Origin of the sequence: Streptomyces sp. NPDC094147, from assembly GCF_044764265.1 — a bacterium.
Lineage (GTDB): Bacteria > Actinomycetota > Actinomycetes > Streptomycetales > Streptomycetaceae > Streptomyces.
In genome coordinates this window covers 151,261-166,583 of sequence record NZ_JBIWHT010000007.1, presented here as the reverse complement: position 1 = coordinate 166,583, position 15,323 = coordinate 151,261, and the positions used below count along the sequence as shown (strand labels likewise).

Annotated in this window: 14 protein-coding genes; 4 read left to right on the top strand and 10 right to left on the bottom strand. The window is 71.6% G+C overall.

Annotation, left to right across the window (positions count from 1 at the left end; genetic code table 11):
- Nucleotides 1-2: 2 nt before the first annotated feature.
- From ACIQ8J_RS14170 to ACIQ8J_RS14150, 5 genes are all read right to left on the bottom strand, one after another.
- The gene (locus ACIQ8J_RS14170; RefSeq protein ID WP_403269229.1) at nt 3-1,919 is read right to left on the bottom strand and encodes a copper resistance CopC/CopD family protein; all 1,917 of its coding nucleotides are present in this window, start codon (nt 1,917-1,919) and stop codon (nt 3-5) included.
- Nucleotides 1,920-1,947: 28 nt separating this feature from the next.
- Nucleotides 1,948-2,382, bottom strand: a complete 435-nt coding sequence (locus tag ACIQ8J_RS14165) for a copper chaperone PCu(A)C (protein ID WP_403269685.1) — start codon at nt 2,380-2,382, stop codon at nt 1,948-1,950.
- An 80-nt stretch (nt 2,383-2,462) separates the two neighbouring features.
- Nucleotides 2,463-3,116: an SCO family protein gene (locus tag ACIQ8J_RS14160; RefSeq protein WP_403269226.1), complete on the bottom strand. Its 654-nt coding sequence runs from the start codon at nt 3,114-3,116 to the stop codon at nt 2,463-2,465.
- Nucleotides 3,117-3,161: 45 nt separating this feature from the next.
- Nucleotides 3,162-3,881 (bottom strand): YcnI family protein, encoded by a 720-nt coding sequence (locus tag ACIQ8J_RS14155; protein ID WP_403269223.1) that lies wholly within the window; start codon nt 3,879-3,881, stop codon nt 3,162-3,164.
- Nucleotides 3,882-3,987: 106 nt separating this feature from the next.
- Nucleotides 3,988-4,842 carry a hypothetical protein gene (locus tag ACIQ8J_RS14150; RefSeq protein WP_403269220.1) on the bottom strand — a complete coding sequence of 285 codons (855 nt, stop codon included), beginning with the start codon at nt 4,840-4,842 and terminating at the stop codon, nt 3,988-3,990.
- A gap of 250 nt (nt 4,843-5,092) precedes the next feature.
- On the opposite strand from ACIQ8J_RS14150, the gene ACIQ8J_RS14145 reads away from it, so the two are divergent.
- Entirely contained in the window at nt 5,093-5,551 is a 459-nt protein-coding gene (locus ACIQ8J_RS14145; protein ID WP_403269217.1) for an ATP-binding protein, read from the top strand.
- A 33-nt stretch (nt 5,552-5,584) separates the two neighbouring features.
- Here the strand turns inward: ACIQ8J_RS14145 and ACIQ8J_RS14140 are convergent, their stop codons facing one another.
- Nucleotides 5,585-7,051 carry an aminopeptidase P family protein gene (locus tag ACIQ8J_RS14140; protein ID WP_403269214.1) on the bottom strand — a complete coding sequence of 489 codons (1,467 nt, stop codon included), beginning with the start codon at nt 7,049-7,051 and terminating at the stop codon, nt 5,585-5,587.
- A gap of 117 nt (nt 7,052-7,168) precedes the next feature.
- Nucleotides 7,169-8,653: a PP2C family protein-serine/threonine phosphatase gene (locus ACIQ8J_RS14135; RefSeq protein ID WP_403269682.1), complete on the bottom strand. Its 1,485-nt coding sequence runs from the start codon at nt 8,651-8,653 to the stop codon at nt 7,169-7,171.
- A gap of 442 nt (nt 8,654-9,095) precedes the next feature.
- On the opposite strand from ACIQ8J_RS14135, the gene ACIQ8J_RS14130 reads away from it, so the two are divergent.
- On the top strand, nt 9,096-9,761 hold the full coding sequence (locus tag ACIQ8J_RS14130) for a bifunctional DNA primase/polymerase (protein ID WP_403269212.1): 666 nt from the start codon (nt 9,096-9,098) through the stop codon (nt 9,759-9,761).
- Nucleotides 9,762-9,960: 199 nt separating this feature from the next.
- Nucleotides 9,961-10,503 carry a hypothetical protein gene (locus tag ACIQ8J_RS14125; protein ID WP_403269209.1) on the top strand — a complete coding sequence of 181 codons (543 nt, stop codon included), beginning with the start codon at nt 9,961-9,963 and terminating at the stop codon, nt 10,501-10,503.
- Nucleotides 10,504-10,697: 194 nt separating this feature from the next.
- Here the strand turns inward: ACIQ8J_RS14125 and ACIQ8J_RS14120 are convergent, their stop codons facing one another.
- The 3 genes from ACIQ8J_RS14120 to ACIQ8J_RS14110 all read right to left on the bottom strand — a co-directional run bounded on the left by ACIQ8J_RS14120 (nt 10,698) and on the right by ACIQ8J_RS14110 (nt 13,386).
- Nucleotides 10,698-11,663 (bottom strand): DUF5926 family protein, encoded by a 966-nt coding sequence (locus tag ACIQ8J_RS14120; protein WP_403269206.1) that lies wholly within the window; start codon nt 11,661-11,663, stop codon nt 10,698-10,700.
- Between the two features lie 230 nt (nt 11,664-11,893).
- Nucleotides 11,894-12,505 (bottom strand): ATP-binding protein, encoded by a 612-nt coding sequence (locus ACIQ8J_RS14115; RefSeq protein WP_403269203.1) that lies wholly within the window; start codon nt 12,503-12,505, stop codon nt 11,894-11,896.
- A gap of 53 nt (nt 12,506-12,558) precedes the next feature.
- The gene (locus ACIQ8J_RS14110) at nt 12,559-13,386 is read right to left on the bottom strand and encodes a glycerophosphodiester phosphodiesterase (protein WP_403269201.1); all 828 of its coding nucleotides are present in this window, start codon (nt 13,384-13,386) and stop codon (nt 12,559-12,561) included.
- Nucleotides 13,387-13,648: 262 nt separating this feature from the next.
- Between ACIQ8J_RS14110 and ACIQ8J_RS14105 the strand changes: the two genes are divergently transcribed.
- Nucleotides 13,649-15,295, top strand: a complete 1,647-nt coding sequence (locus ACIQ8J_RS14105) for a S1C family serine protease (protein WP_403269198.1) — start codon at nt 13,649-13,651, stop codon at nt 15,293-15,295.
- Nucleotides 15,296-15,323 lie beyond the last annotated feature (28 nt).

Sequence of the window (15,323 nt, the reverse complement as noted above, 5' to 3'; positions counted from 1 at the left end):
ACTCAGCCGATCTTGACGTTCTTGTCCACGGTGGTCTCGTCGATCTCGGAGGTCCGTACGGTCACCGAGATCTGCCAGTCGCCCGCCATCGGGATCTGGACGCCGCTCGCGCTCCAGTGCCCGGCGGTGACGCGGTCGGGCACGACGGGCAGCGGGCCGACGGACTTCGCGGCCAGCGTGAAGGAGACCTTCACTTCGGGGGCGTCCTTCGGCTTGCCCGAGGGGTCCTCCAGCCAGACGTGCAGTTCGTTGGCGCCGGTGCGGCCCGGGTCGAGGGTGAGCTTGACGGTGCCCTTGCCGTTCTGGCCGCCGCTGTCGAACGGCAGCCGGATGTCGACCGGCCGGTCCGCGACGGCGACCGCGGACCCGGCCTTCGCCCGGTCCACCGCCTCCTGGGTGCGACCGGGCTCGGTCGAGGTCAGCACTGTCGTCACGGCCAGCAGCACCACCGCGATGCCGGCCTCGGCGAGCACCGTGCGACGCAGCCCGGTCCGCTCGGGGTCGGCGTCCCGGATCCGCTTCTCGCGGGCCGTGCTCATCGCGGCCCGCTGGCGCGCGAGTTGAGCGGCCCGCTTGGCGTCCCGGCCGTCGTCGGGAACGGTGACGGGCTCCGGCTCGCTGGCCCGCTGCTCCACGACCGCGGCGGCCTCGGCCTCCGGTGCGGTGTGCTCCGACAGGCGCGCGGTCCAGCGTCGCGACACGGAGGCGGTCCCGATCAGCACGGCGACCAGACCGACCTTGACGAGCAGCAACTGCCCGTAGGCGGTGTCGACCAGGGCGGACCAGGTGCCGACCTGCCGCCAGGACTGGTAGAGCCCGGTCGCGGCGAGCACGGCCACGCTCCCCAACGCGATGCGCGAGAACCGCAGCACGGCCGCGCGCTCGATGCCCGGGGTCCGGTAGAGCACGACCAGGAGAGTGGCGAGCCCGCCGAGCCAGGTCGCGACGGCGAGCAGGTGCAGGACGTCGACGGGCATGGCGATGCCGGGCTGAAGTCCGGTCGAGGCGTGCTCGGAGAGTGCCCAGGTCGCGGCCAGACCGGCGGCGACGACGGCTCCGCCGATGGACAGGCCGAAGGTGAGGTCCCTCTTCTCGGCCTCGTCGTCCCGCTTGGCGTACGCCCCGAACAGCACGGAGACGAACAGGGCGGCGGCGCCGAGCAGCAGCAGCCGGGAGATCAGCGCCGCGCCCGGCTTGGTCTCCAGCACGGCCCGCAGCCCGTTCAGGTCGAAGGCGTCCGCGAGGTTCCCGGAACCCGTGTAGGGCGTGCGGAGCAGCAGCATCGCGAGGGTGGCCGTGGTCATGGTGAGCCAGCCGCCGACGACGACGCGCTGCACCGGTCGCACGGCCGCCCCGCGCCGCCAGCAGGCCAGCACGAAGGCCGCGCCGCCCGTGAGCAGCACGAAGCCGCCGTACGCCGCGTACCGCGTGATGCCGTAGAGGACGCCGACGAGGCCGCCGCCCACCTGCTGGGAGGGGATGACGGCGGCGGTCGCGGAGGGGGCGCCGATGGAGAAGGTGAAGGCACCCGACACCGGGTGGCTGTCGGCGGAGATCGCCTGCCAGGCCACCGTGTAGGTGCCGTTGGGGATGCCGGTGCGCAGCCTCACGCCGTACTTGACGACGTTGCCGCTGCACAGGTTGATGAGTTCGGCGGTGTCGGAGCGTTTGCCCGTCGGGTCCAGGACCCGGATGGAGTTGGCGTCCAGGGCGACGCCCTCCGAGAAGGTGAGGGCGACCTGGGCGGGTGCGGTGGCGACCACCGCCCCTTCCTTGGGGTCGCTGCCGGTGAGCGCGGCGTGCGCGGACGCGGGTACGGCGCCTGCGAGCAGCGCGCCGAGCAGCGCAACCGTGACGAGCAGCAGCCGGGTCAGGGGCCGGCTCGCGATGGTTCCGAGGCGTGGGGCGGTGGCCGTCATGTCAGTCCCTCAAGTCCCTCTGGGTGCCTCAGTGGTGCTTCGGGTTGTACGTGGCTTCCTTCACGGGGAGGTCGACCTTGACCGGGTCGGCCTTCTCGAAGTGCAGCTCGATGGTGACCTTCTCGCCCTGCTTCGGCTTCTGCTTGAGACCCATGAACATGATGTGGCTGCCGCCGCGTTCGAGGTCCAGTTCGCCGTTGGCGGGGATGTCGAAGGACGTCACCTCCTGCATCTTCTGGTTCTTCGTCTCGTGGATCGTGACGTTGTCGGACAGGTCGCTGGTGACCTTGGTGAGCTTGTCGGCGGTCCCGCTGTCGTTCTTGACGGTGAGGAAACCGCCGGCCATGTCACTGGTCGGCAGCGGCATGAACGCGTCGCTGACCGTGAGCTTCGGCTTGGCGTCGGCGCTGGAGGAGCAGCCGGCGAGGGCGAGGCCCGCGGATATGGCTATGACGGTGGCAATCGAGGACCGCGCGAAGCTCCTTGAGGGGCGGTGGTCGGGCGACGGGTGGGCGGAGCGGATGGTGCGGGTGGTGCGGCGGTTCACGGGTTCTCCCCCTTGATGATCTTCGGCAGGTCCTTGGTGTAGTCGGCCACGGTCGCGTCCTCGCCGTAGAGGACGTACCCCTGGTCCGTCTTCGGGGAGAAGGCGATGACCTGCGCCCCGTGCATCGAGACGACCTTGCCGTCCTTGTCCTTGGTGGCCGGGTCGATGCCGATGCCGAGCTGGCGGGCGCCGGCCTGGATGGTGGCGAAGTCGCCGGTCAGGCCGATGAAAGACGGGTCCTGGCCCTTGAGCCACTTGCCGAGCGAGGCGGGGGTGTCCCGCTCGGGGTCGGTGGTCACGAACACCACCTGGAGCTTGTCCTGGTCGGCCTTGGGCAGCGCCTTCTTGGCGACGGCGATGTTGCCCATGGTCAGCGGGCAGACGTCCGGGCAGTTGGTGTAGCCGAAGTAGATCAGCGTCGGCTTGCCCTTGGTCTCGGCGCGGAAGTCGAACTTCTTGCCGTTGGTGTCCGTCAGGACGAGGTCCGGCTTGGGGAACGGCCGGTCGAGCAGCGTCGCGGCCTGGGTCTTCGCCGAGGCGGAGACATCGGCGACAGGCTTGGAGCCGCTGTCACCGCCGCCGCACGCGGTCAGGGTGAGCGCCGCTGCCGCCGCGAGGGCGGCGGCAGTCAGCGCGGTCTTGTTGCGCATGAGGAGATTTTCCGGTCTTTTCCGGTCGAAGGATGAAAGGGCGGGTTACGCGGAGCGGCGGCGGCCGGCGAGCACGCCGAAGGCCACTCCGGCGACGCCGGCGAGGATGCCGACGACGCCCAGGATGCGGGCGGTGGTGTCCGTGGAGGACGAGGACGTGGCGGAGGCCTCGGTCTTCTTGCCCGCCGCGCTCGTGTCGGCCGCGGGGACCGCATCGGCACCGGCCGCGGCGGAGAGCCGAAGGGTGGGCGCCGGGTTCGCGGGCTCGGGCGCGCCCTTCTTCGACTCCTCGATCCAGCGGACGACCTCGTTGTTGTCGTACGTCTGGAGCGCCTTGAAGACGAGCTGGTCGGTGTCGGTGGGCAGCGTGCCGATGGAGAGCGGGAACTTCTGGACCTGGCCGGGCTCGATCGTCCCGCCGGTCCAGGTCACCTTGGTGACGGCCTCGTTGATCTGCTTGCCGTGCACGGTCAGCGGCTTGTCGAGCTTGGACTTGGTGACCTCGACCGTCCAGCCGGGCACCGGCTGCGGCATCACGGACGACAGCGGGTGGTCGGTGGGGAGGGAGACCTCGAGCTTGACGGTCTTGGCGTTGTCGCGCTCGTTGGGGACCTTGAAGTCGACGAAGGCGTAGCCACCCTTGGCGGCCGCGCCCTCCGGCTGCACGGTGACGTGGGCGAAGGCCGTTCCCGAGAGCAGCAGGACGGAGGTGGCGGCGATGGATCCGACGACGGCGATCCGGGTACGCGAACGGGCAAGGTTCATGGCAGAGACACTCCAGTCAGCAGGAAGGTGCGGACGGTCCACCGCGCCAGGGTGCGCGGGGACCCGCGACACCACTCCTGCGGTACGTGAGGGGAGTGGGCCGCGTTCAGGCTGCGAGGGCGTACGCCGCTGGCGGCCCGCGCCTGATCACCGAGTGCTGAAGTGGCGCCCCGGCCAGGGGAACGGGGGCGGACTGGTGTGCGCGGGGGGCGCGCGGACCCTGCTGGTCCGCCGCCATGAGCCCGGCGCACAGGGACCGTACGAACGCGAGGGCGTGCCGCAGCGAGCGTACGGACGCGGCCTCGGCGGCGGCCGTGACGGACTCGGCGGCGAGGCGGACCACCCGGAACAGGGCGGCCTCGCCGCGCCGCAGCAGCCACCCGGTGGCCAGCGCGGCCAGCAGGTGGCAGAGCAGCATCGGGAGCGAGGGCAGCAGCGAGGCGGCGAGCGACGCGGAGTGCGCCGAGGCCGGGGCGCCGCCGGCCATGCCCGACATCATGTCGGCCATCCCCGGCATGCCGGCCGTGCTCGCCTGGCCGCCGCCGACCCGGGCGGGGTCGATGCCCGCGTCGGTCACGATCCGCTGGGCCTGCGCCGCGGTGAGCGGGGCCGGTCCGGCGCCGCAGAGGAGTTTGCCGGCGAAGCGCACCAGAGGGAGGTCTCCGGTGGTCCCGTCGCCGGAGGCGGCCGCCGTGTGCTGGCCGACGCCGAAAAGGGTGTGCAGGGCGAGCTGTCCGGCCGCGAGCGCGGCCGCGATGGGCGGCAGCGAACGCTCCCGCCCGGCGAGCGGCGACACCACGGCGAACACCCCGAGGAAACCGGCGAGCAGCGTCCACCAGGGGACGGTCGCGCAGGCGGCCATGACGTGCCCCATCGCGGACAGCACGACGCAGACCGCGGCGAACACCGCGGCCCTGAGCAGCCGGAGACCGGCGCCTGCTGGGGCGTGGGGGGAAGACATGGCGGGGTCATCATCGCACTGCGCTTACCCGCTCCATACGGCAGGTCCGGAACGTCGCCTTTGGTCGTGGTCGGGGCCTTCCGGCGAAGCGGACCAGAAGGTTCCGGGGTGCTTTACACCGGCGTGAGGGGCGCGTACATCCGCCGAATGGGCGCCATCACGTCAAGAGGGCGCTTACGGACCGGTAGATGCGGCAATACTGCGCCCGTAGAGAGAAGGGCTTGTCGAGCCGCAGCCAGGAGGCTGGAGCATGAGCATCTGGTGGTCTCTCCACTTGCGGCGCGAGGCTGCGAGCGTTCCGCTCGCCCGTCGTCTTCTGCTCGACACCATGGAGACCGCCGGGGTCGACCCCGACGTCTCCTACGACCTGTCGGTCGCGCTCAGCGAAGCCTGCGCGAACGCGGTCGAGCACGGCGGGGACGCGGTGTCCGGTAGCGCGTCGGCGGCGTACCGGGTGACCGCCTATCTCGACGGCGAGAAGTGCCGCATCGAGGTCGCCGACTCGGGACCCGGATTTCCCGCCCGGCGGAGCCGGCGCACCGCACTGCCGGCCCGAACCGGCGGTCTGCCCGAGCACGGCAGGGGCCTCGGCCTGATCGAACAGCTCGCCGACCACGTGCACTTCAGGAACCGGCCGGGCCGGGGCGCGGTGGTCAGCTTCGACAAGATCCTCAAATGGCGCGAGGGCGCGCTGCTCAAGGTGTCCTGAGCGGCGCGCCCCCGGGCGCTGAAGAGCGGTGGATCAGGCCTGCTTGACCCCGGCCATCCACGCCTCGACCTCGTCGGCGCGGCGCGGCAGCGCGGCGGACAGGTTCTCGTTGCCGTCCTCGGTGACCAGGATGTCGTCCTCGATCCGGACGCCGATGCCGCGGTACTCCTCGGGCACGGTGAGGTCGTCGGCCTGGAAGTACAGACCGGGCTCGACCGTCAGGCACATGCCCGGCACCAGGTCGCCGCCGACGTAGGCGTCGGTGCGCGCGGCCGCGCAGTCGTGGACGTCCATGCCGAGCATGTGGCCGGTGCCGTGCAGCGTCCAGCGGCGCTGGAGGCCGAGCTCCAGGACCTTGTCCACGTCCAGGTCGCCGAGCAGACCCCACTCGACGAGCTTCTCGGCGAGCACGCGCTGGGCGGCGTCGTGGAAGTCGCGGAAGGCCGCACCGGGCTTCACCGCGGCGATGCCGGCCTCCTGGGCCTCGTACACCGCGTCGTAGATCTTGCGCTGGAGCGGCGAGAAGGTGCCGTTGATCGGCAGGGTACGGGTGATGTCGGCGGTGTAGAGCTCGTTGGTCTCCACGCCGGCGTCCAGCAGCAGCAGGTCGCCGGAGCGGACCTCGCCGTTGTTGCGCACCCAGTGCAGGGTGGTGGCGTGCGGGCCGGCGGCGCAGATCGAGCCGTAGCCGATGTCGTTGCCCTCGACGCGGGCGCGCAGGAAGAACGTGCCCTCGATGTAGCGCTCGCTGGTCGCCTCGGCCTTGTCGAGCACCTTGACGACGTCCTCGAAGCCGCGGGCGGTCGAGTCGCACGCCTTCTGCAGCTCCGCGATTTCAAACGCGTCCTTCACCAGGCGCGCCTCGGAGAGGTACACGCGCAGCTCTTCGTCGCGCTCGGCGGTGACCTTGTCGGTGAGCGCGGTCTCGATGGCCGCGTCGTGGCCGCGTACGGCGCGGACCGGACCGGTCGCCTCCGCGAGTGCGGCGGGCAGTTCGCGGACGTCCTTGGCGGGGATGCCCAGGAGCTGCTCGGCCTCGCTCAGCGAGTGGCGGCGGCCGACCCACAGCTCGCCCTGGCCGGACAGCCAGAATTCACCGTTCTCGCGGTTCGAACGCGGCAGCAGGTAGAGCGTGGCCTCGTGCCCGTCGCCCTCGGGCTCCAGGACGAGCACGCCGTCCTCGGTCTGGTCACCGGTCAGGTACGCGTACTCGGTGGAGGCGCGGAAGCTGTACTCGGTGTCGTTCGAGCGGGTCTTCAGGTTGCCCGCCGGGATCACCAGGCGCTCGCCGGGGAAGCGCTTGGACAGGGCGGCGCGGCGGTCGGCGGTGTGGCCGGCCTGTGCGATCGGCTCCAGGCCGCGCAGCTCGGTGTCCGCCCAGCCCGACTTCATGTTCTCGGCCAGCTCGTCGGAAACGCCCGGGTACAGGCCGTTCTTCCGCTGCTTGATCGGCTTGTCGTCCGCTTCTTCCGGGGTCTCCGGCGTGAGCTGGTCAGCCACGGTCTGCCTCCACTAGTACGACATCGGACTCCCCCGAGGCCGTCAGGGCCAGGGGGGCCTCCACCATCGTACGGGCGTGCGGAAGGGGGTCCAGAGCCGTTGTGCCTGTTACCCGCGCTACTCGAAGCGGGCCGCGAGAATCACCACGTCCTCGGTCCTGTCCGCCGTGTCGAGCCCGTCGGGCAGCACGGTCCGCAGGACGTGATCGACCACCGCGTCCGGATCGTCCCGCACCGTCTTGGGGACGCTCGCCGCAGCCGCGTGCAGCCGGGCGAAGGCCCGGTCCATGGGGTCACCGGTGCGGTGCAGCAGCCCGTCGGTGTAGAGCAGCACCGTTTCTCCGGGGGCGGGCGAGAGCTCCACGCTGGGCGCCTCCCAGCAGGCCAGCATCCCGAGCGGCGCCGAGAGGGAGGTCTCCACGAACTCGGTGCGCCGGTCGCCGACGATCAACGGCGGGGCGTGCCCGGCCCCGGCGAGGACGATCTTGCGCCGGGCGGGCTCGCAGTAGGCGAACAGCGCGGTGGCCGAGCGGGCGGGCTCGGTCAGCCGGAGCAGCAGTTCGAGGTCGGAGAGCACGGCGACGGGATCCTCGCCCTCCATGACGGCGTACGCCCGCAGGCTGGCGCGCAGCCGTCCCATCGCCGCGACCGCGCTCGGCCCGGATCCGGTGACGGACCCGACCGCGAGGCCGAGGGCGCCCTCGGGCAGCGGCAGCGCGTCGTACCAGTCGCCGCCGCCGCGCGGCGAGGTGAGGTGGCGGGCGGCCAGCTGGACCCGGGCGACCCGGGGCAGGCGGCTGGGCAGGAGCTCCTCGGCGACGGTCGCCAGCTGGGTGCGGGCCCGCTCCAGTTCGACCAGGCGGCCCAAGTGCTCGGCCGCGTACCGGATGTAGAGCCCGACGAGGTGCCGCTGGCGTTCGACGGGTTTGGCGCTCTCGTCGTAGAGCCAGACGGCCGCGCCGAGCCGTCCCGCGGTGTCGGTGCCGAGGGGGAGTGCGTAGCTGGCGGCGTAGCCGAGGCGGGCGGCGACCTCGCGGTGGCGCGGGTCCAGGCCGCCCTCCGCCATGAGGTCGCAGCCGCCGTCGCCGTCCGGCAGCCCGTCCAGGATCCGGCCGTACGCGGTGGCGCTGCGCGGCACGGTCTCGATGTGGCCGAGGTCGGCGTGGGCGAGCCCGAGGCCGGTGGTGACGGCGGGGCCGAGACCGTCGACGGGTTCCAGGACGACCAGGCCGCGCCGGGCGCCGACCAGGGCGGCACCCGCCCTCAGGAGTTCGTTCAGGGCGTCGTCGAGAACGGTGGTGCGGGTGAGCCGCTCGGTGAGTTCGTGCAGCGTGGTGAGGTCGGAGACCCAGCCGGCGAGCCGGTCCTGGAGCACCGCACCGGGCGGGGTGTGGGCGGTGGGTGAGGGGAGGGGCGCATGAGTGTGCGCGGGGGGCGGAACGGCTGGATCGATTCCAGCCACTTTCGGCAGGTGAGGGGCGCTCATGGCAGCCGGCTTTCCGACTGGTTGATTTCGCTCAATAGCATCGCAAACCCCCATGTCATTCTGCGCCGCTATCAATGCATCCACATGTACACGCACAAGTAAGGGGATGTCCAGCATTGTCATAGCGGGACTATTGGTGTCCGTGGGGCGTCCAACTTGGCCAAAAAATGACCCTGGTGGCCCAGTGCTGGGGTCGACTGAAGCCGTTCAACTGTGCGTCGTTTCAACCGCGTTGGGTACGTAATCGGTGTGGTCCGGGGCAGTTGAGGATGCCTCGGAACCGTGCGACCGGTCTTGAACGTCTCAAGAGCCGACGGGTCGCGCCTCATCCCCGAGCGGCGGGGTTTTTGCACACAGGACGGCAAGCGCCATGCACGCGCCACCCTTCGCCATGCTTTAAATGGTTACAGGCAGTGGCTGTCGCGACCAGTGGTCCCCGCCGGTGATCGGTCCTGGCGGGTTCCCCGTACCGCACGCTCACAGAGCAAGTACGCGCAGAGAAGTGATGCACACACGGTGTGATGTGGACTCGGCGTTCAACGGAAAGGAACGAGCGCTCATGCGCGAGATCCTCGGAAGGCGACGCAGGTTCCGGTTCTGGCGCAGTGAAAGGGCTGCTCAGCTCGGCGCCGCGCTGACCTGTGCGACCCGATGGAAATGGCCTGTGCTCCCCGGCGTGGGACTGGCCGCGGGCGGCCGCGGCTGTGCGTGTCCCGATGCGGAATGCGTGGTGCCCGGGGCGCACCCCTTCGATCCCGGACTGCTCGCGGCCACCACCGACGAGCGGATGATCCGCTGGTGGTGGGCGAACCGGCCGACCGCGCCGGTCCTGCTCGCCACGGGCGCCGGCGCGCCCTGCGCGATCAGCCTCCCGGCCGTCGCCGGAGCTCGGGCGCTCGCCGCGTTCGACTCCATGGGCGTACGGCTCGGCCCGGTCGTGGCGACCCCCACCAGGTGGTCGCTCCTGGTGGCTCCCTACTCGATGGAGCGGCTGGGCGAACTGCTCTACTCCAAGGACTGGGTGCCCAGTTCGCTCCGCTTCCACAGCGAGGGCGGGTACCTGGTGCTCCCTCCGTCGCTGACCGGCAAGGGCCGGGTCCGCTGGGAGCGGGCGCCGCTGCCCGGCTCGGCGGCACCCTGGCTGCCGGACGTGGAGGCGGTGGTGGACGCGCTGGTCGAGGCGAGCACCAGCGCACCGGACGGCGGCAGCCGACTGGCGTACTGAGTGGGGCGGGCCCGGTCGCGATCGGCGCCGGGCGCACCCAATGATCGAGAAGGCGGTCCGGTTCCCGGGCCGCCTTCACTCTTTCGGGTGTGAGCACGGCCTGGTTGTACGGGAATTGGGTGCACGCACGGCAAGGCGTCCGGTTTCCGTGGATACCTTCGGCCCACCATCACGAATTCCAGGGCAGGTGGGTCCCCCCATGAATCTCCAGCACCTCCGCTTGGCCGGGCTCAGCGCCGTCGTGGTGGGCACCGTACTGCTGCCGCTGGTGGCCTCCGCCGGACCCGCCGGCGGACCCGAGAAATCGAGCGCGGCGGATGACGCAAAAGCTCCCCTCGGCCATACCGTCGCGCGGGTGAACAAGCCACTGCGCGAGATGCTGGAGGACGCGGCCGCGCAGTGCGGGCCCGAACTGGTCTCCCCCGAAGGGGTCGAGGCGCAGACCTGTGTGCTGAGCCGGGGGCTCGACACCTGGGCGCGTACCTACTACCGCAACGCCACCGGTCAGGAGCTGAGCTCCGTGCTCACACTGATGGGGCCGGGCGGGCAGACCCTGGAGACGAACTGCCGGGTGGCGGCCGATGACCAGCCGGAATCCTGTGAAACCCCGCATCAGAGCGCGTCGGGGCGCGCTGCGGGAGCGGGGGTGTATTCGGCGGTGTCGGAGTTCGCGGGAGCGGGAGAGGACGCACCGCTGCTGCTGCGTTCCGGTAGCAACTCCACGCAGCCCTCGGCCCGTTGACCGGACCGGCACATGGAAGGGCCCGATCGCTGGCGACGGGGGATGCACCAGCGACCGGGCTCTTAGAACCGTAACAAGAGATCGGTCGTTCGCAAATTCGATCTCGGTAATTCGGACACCGATTTACCTGCGAGTACGGGGAGTTGTGACAGGAGTCACCTGTCGCTCGACCGAAACTCCAGCGGTCGTCACTCTCAGCTGAGGGTCACTTGGCGGTTGGTGAGCCCGCCCCTGGCCCGGCGCTCGTCCGCGGTGAGCGGCGCGTCACTCGCGAGCGCCGTGGCGAGTCGCTCGGCGAACTCGGCGGCCGGCTTCTCGCACTCCTCGGCGGTCATGCCGGCCGGCAGGTCCCACACCGGCACGGTCAGACCGTGCGCCCGGAAGGAGCCGACGAGCCGGGTGCCCTCGCCGAGCGAGGACGTACCGGCCGCGTGCAGCCGCGCCAGCGCGTCGAGCAGCTTCTCCTCGGCGTGCGGCATGACCCACCGCAGGTGGTTCTTCTCGGGGGTCTCGCACCAGTACGAGGAGTCGACGGAGGTCAGGCGTACGGTCGGGATCGCGGCGGCGTTGGCCCGCTCCAGAGAGGCCGACACCTCGCCGGCGGCACCCTCGGCGTCCGGCACCCAGAACTCGAAACCGCTGTGCACCTCCGGCTCGAACGCGGCGGCCGGGTCCAGCAGGTCCTGGAGCCGTACGCCGTCGGAGTCGGCGCGCTGGGCGGCGACCGGCGAGCCGGGCTCGGCGACCAGCGCCCGCTTCAGCGTGTCGGCGAGGTCGCGGCTGATGTCGCCGGAGGGCGTGTCGTTCTGCAGGCCGAGCAGCACGGAGCCGTCCTCGCGGCGCAGCGCGGGCCACGCCATCGGCAGCACGGTCGCGAGCGTCACGGACGGCACGCCGTCGGGCAGCCCGTCCTTGAGCGTCAGCGGGACGGTCGCGGCCGGGACCAGTTCGCGCAGCGCGACCCAGTCGCACTCGCCGGGCAGGCCCTCGAAGGGGCGCTGGACCAGCTCGGTCACGGCGTGCGACGCGGCCCGCCCGTGACAGGCCTTGTAACGGCGGCCGGAGCCGCAGGGGCAGGGCTCGCGGGCCCCGACGACAGGGATTTCCCCGGCGCTGATCTGCGGCTTGGCGGCCTTCGTCTGGGGGCGCTTCTTGGCCATGGTGTGGCTCTCCCGACTGCGGTGGTGCGGTGTCGCTGTGTCGGCCGCGAGCCTAGCGCCCGGACCGCCCGAGGGCGGCCGAGCGAGCCCGGTCACCGCCCGGGGCGGCCGAGCCGGGCTCCGAGCCCCGCCCGGGGGCGGTCGGCGTGTCCCCGGGTGCCGTACGGGCGTGTCGTGAGCGGATGCCGTGCGCGCGTCGCCCTCGGGTCCCTCGGGCTCGTACGCGTTCCTCAGTCCAGGTCGTCGAACGCGTCCGCGAACTCCAGGCCGGGGGCTGCTCCCGGGGACGCAACGCGCGTAGCGAAATCGTCATGGCGGTGCCCCGCGGTGAGAATCACCCACACGGTCACCTCGCCGGACGCGCTGTCGCGCACACCCCAGTCCTGGGCCAGGGCGCTGATGATGTTCAGCCCCCGGCCGCCGCGCGCGGTGACCGAAGGCGTCGCCGGGACGGGTCGCGTCGGGCCGCCCCCGTCGGTCACCTCGACGGTCAGCCGCCCCGATTTGTCGATTCGCCAGGCCGCCTCGATGTCGCCGTCGCCTATGTCGGACCGCCCCAGCGGCCTGCCGTGCCGGCAGGCATTGCTGAGCAGTTCGGACAGGACCAGAACGGCATCGTCCACGACCGGTTCGGACACCCCGCTGCCGAGCAGCTGCTCACGCATCCGGCGCCTCGCCTTGCCCACGCCCGCAGGGCCATGGGGTACGGCCATGCTCGACGACGTGGGCACCTCCTGTGCCACCACCAACGCCACCCCCGAGACCTCCTTCGCCCCACGCCACGGTGTGGATGCCCCAATGGACTGGACCGGAAACCGGCCAACCGTTGGCAGGCGACGCATTTGTCACGATCGAATACGGAGCGAACGCGCCGGTGCACTCCCTGTAATGGCCTTTACATGCGGCCCAGTTGGGACAGAACCTGTTTCGGGCGGTTGGTGATGATTGCCTCCACACCGAGGCTTACGCACAGATCGACGTCCTCGGGTTCGTTCACCGTCCAGACGTGCACCCGGTGCCCCGCGCGGTGCAGCCGCTCGATGTAGGCGGGGTGGTTGCGCACGATCCGCATCCCCGGACCGGCGATCCGCGCCCCGGCCGGCAGCCGCCCGTCGCGCAGCCGCGGGGACAGGAACTGCATCAGATAGACGGTCGGGATGTCGGGTGCCGCCGCGGCCACCCGATGCAGGGAGCGCGCGGAGAAACTCATGATGCGGACCGGGGAGGTTTCACCGGCCGGCGGCGGCTCAGTGAGGCCGAACCTCTTGAGGAGGTGCAGCAGACGCTCCTCGACCTGACCGGCCCAGCGGGTGGGGTGCTTGGTCTCGATGGCCAGCTCGACCCGGCGTCCGGCATCGGCGACGAGTTCGAGCAGCCGCTCCAGAGTCAGGACGGAGGTGAATTCGCGGTCCCCCCAGTCCGGGCTCTCCTCGCTGTCCTTCCAGGAGCCGAAGTCGAGCGCGGCGAGCGCGGACAGCTCCAGCGCGGACACCGCGCCACGGCCGTTGGAGGTGCGGTTGACGCGCCGGTCGTGGACGCAGACGAGGTGTCCGTCGGCGGTGAGCCGGACATCGCATTCCAGGGCGTCGGCCCCGTCCTCGATCGCCTTCACGTACGCGGCGAGAGTGTGCTCGGGGGCGTCCTCGGAGGCTCCTCGGTGGGCCACCACTTGGATGCGGGCGTGGTCTGGGGTGTGCGAGCTGTGCTGCCGTGCTTGGGTCACCGCGTCATCGTGCCATCGCCGGACCACGGCTTGGCGCACTGATACACAGCTCCTGCTTACAGTGGCCTGACGTGCGGTGGGAAAAGCTGAGCGGTGTCATGCGCACCGTGCGGGGTCCGATGTCGGACCCCAGGCGCACCATTGTTGTTGCCGAGGCTCCGCGCCGACGCCCGACAGCAACGCCGAGCACCACCCGCACGACGCCCGTCAGTCCGCCAGCCGTCCGTCCCCCAGACCGAGTGGAAACCGAGGAGAGCAAGCTGTGAGCACCGAGAACGAGGGCACCGCGGTCCCGGCCGTCCCGCCTGCCCCGTCGTCTGCACCTGCTGCACCTCCCGTCCCCGCCGCAGCCCCCACTGCCCCGGCCGCGCCTTCGGATGCCGCGCCCGCCGCTTCGGAGGCGGCGCCCTCGGCCGCGGACGAAGCGTCCGCCGCCGAGGCCCCCGCACCCGCCGCAGCCCCGGCCGCCGCGCCCCGCGAGGCCGAGAGCACCCTCGTCCACGAGGCCGTACCGCAGTCGGCCGCGGCAGCCCCCGAGCCCGGCGCGGGCCCCGGCCCTGAGCCGGTCACCGCCCCGATGCCCGCGACCCCGGCCGCACCGGCGCAGCAGAACCCGCAGGCATACGCGTACGCGGCCCACGAGTCGGCGCCCCCTCAGCAGGGCGGCGCCGGCTGGCCGCCGCCCCCGCCCGCGCTCCCCTCCTACGGAGGCGGCGGCGAGGGCCACGGCGGCGAGCCGTGGGGCGCCCCGCAGCCCCCGGCCCCGCGCAGGCGCGGCGGCGGCCTGGTCGCCGCGGTGGTCGCGGCCGCCCTGGTGGCCGGCGGCATCGGCGGAGCGATCGGCTACTTCGCCGCGGACCGGGGCAACAACGGCTCCGGCTCCACCACCGTGGCGTCCTCCGACATCCCGAAGGACTTCAAGCGCGCCCCGGGCACGGTGGCGGCGGTCGCCGCCAGCTCGCTGCCCAGCGTGGTGACGATCGACGCCCAGGGCAACGACGGCGAGGGCGGCACGGGCACCGGCTTCATCTACGACAAGGAAGGCCACATCCTCACGAACAACCACGTGGTGGCCTCAGCGGCGAGCGGCGGCAAGCTGACCGCGACCTTCTCCAACGGCAAGAAGTACGACGCCGAAGTCGTGGGCCGCGCGCAGGGCTACGACGTGGCCGTCGTCAAGCTCAAGAACGCCCCGGCGAACCTGAAGCCGCTGGCCCTGGGCGACTCCGACAAGGTCGCGGTCGGCGACTCGACGATCGCGATCGGCGCCCCCTTCGGCCTCTCCAACACGGTGACCACCGGCATCATCAGCGCCAAGAACCGCCCGGTGGCCTCCAGCGACGGCCAGAACACCAAGGCCTCGTACATGAGCGCCCTGCAGACCGACGCGTCGATCAACCCGGGCAACTCGGGCGGCCCGCTGATCAGTTCGGCCGGCGCGGTCATCGGCATCAACTCGGCGATCCAGTCGGCGGGCACGGGCGGCATGGGCGGCCAGTCCCAGGCCGGCTCGATCGGCCTCGGTTTCGCCATCCCGATCAACCAGGCGAAGAACGTCGCGGAGCAGCTCATCAAGACCGGGCAGCCGGTCTACCCGGTGATCGGCGCCTCGGTGGGCATCCAGCAGGGCGGCGGCGTCAGCGGCAGCGGCGACGGTGCCCAGATCTCCCCGCAGGGCACCGCGAGCCAGCAGCCGATCACCCCTGGCGGCCCGGCGGACAAGGCGGGCCTGAAGCCGGGCGACGTCATCACCAAGTTCGGCGACATGGCCATCGACAGCGGCCCGACGCTGATCAGCGAGATCTGGACGTACAAGCCGGGCGAGCAGGTCCCCCTGACCTACAAGCGGAACGGCAAGGAGACCACGGTCACGATCACCCTGGGCGAACGCAAGGGCGACAGCAACTGACCCGCAGCCGGTAGGCTGTAGCCGCTTC

Coding starts and splice junctions, on each gene's coding strand:
- ACIQ8J_RS14130 (WP_403269212.1), top strand. CDS start 9,096: ATGCGCGAGATCCTCGGAAGGCGACGCAGGTTCCGGTTCTGGCGCAGT.
- ACIQ8J_RS14145 (WP_403269217.1), top strand. CDS start 5,093: ATGAGCATCTGGTGGTCTCTCCACTTGCGGCGCGAGGCTGCGAGCGTT.
- ACIQ8J_RS14125 (WP_403269209.1), top strand. CDS start 9,961: ATGAATCTCCAGCACCTCCGCTTGGCCGGGCTCAGCGCCGTCGTGGTG.
- ACIQ8J_RS14170 (WP_403269229.1), bottom strand. CDS start 1,919: ATGACGGCCACCGCCCCACGCCTCGGAACCATCGCGAGCCGGCCCCTG.
- ACIQ8J_RS14160 (WP_403269226.1), bottom strand. CDS start 3,116: ATGCGCAACAAGACCGCGCTGACTGCCGCCGCCCTCGCGGCGGCAGCG.
- ACIQ8J_RS14135 (WP_403269682.1), bottom strand. CDS start 8,653: ATGCTGGACATCCCCTTACTTGTGCGTGTACATGTGGATGCATTGATA.
- ACIQ8J_RS14150 (WP_403269220.1), bottom strand. CDS start 4,842: ATGTCTTCCCCCCACGCCCCAGCAGGCGCCGGTCTCCGGCTGCTCAGG.
- ACIQ8J_RS14155 (WP_403269223.1), bottom strand. CDS start 3,881: ATGAACCTTGCCCGTTCGCGTACCCGGATCGCCGTCGTCGGATCCATC.
- ACIQ8J_RS14120 (WP_403269206.1), bottom strand. CDS start 11,663: ATGGCCAAGAAGCGCCCCCAGACGAAGGCCGCCAAGCCGCAGATCAGC.
- ACIQ8J_RS14115 (WP_403269203.1), bottom strand. CDS start 12,505: ATGCGTCGCCTGCCAACGGTTGGCCGGTTTCCGGTCCAGTCCATTGGG.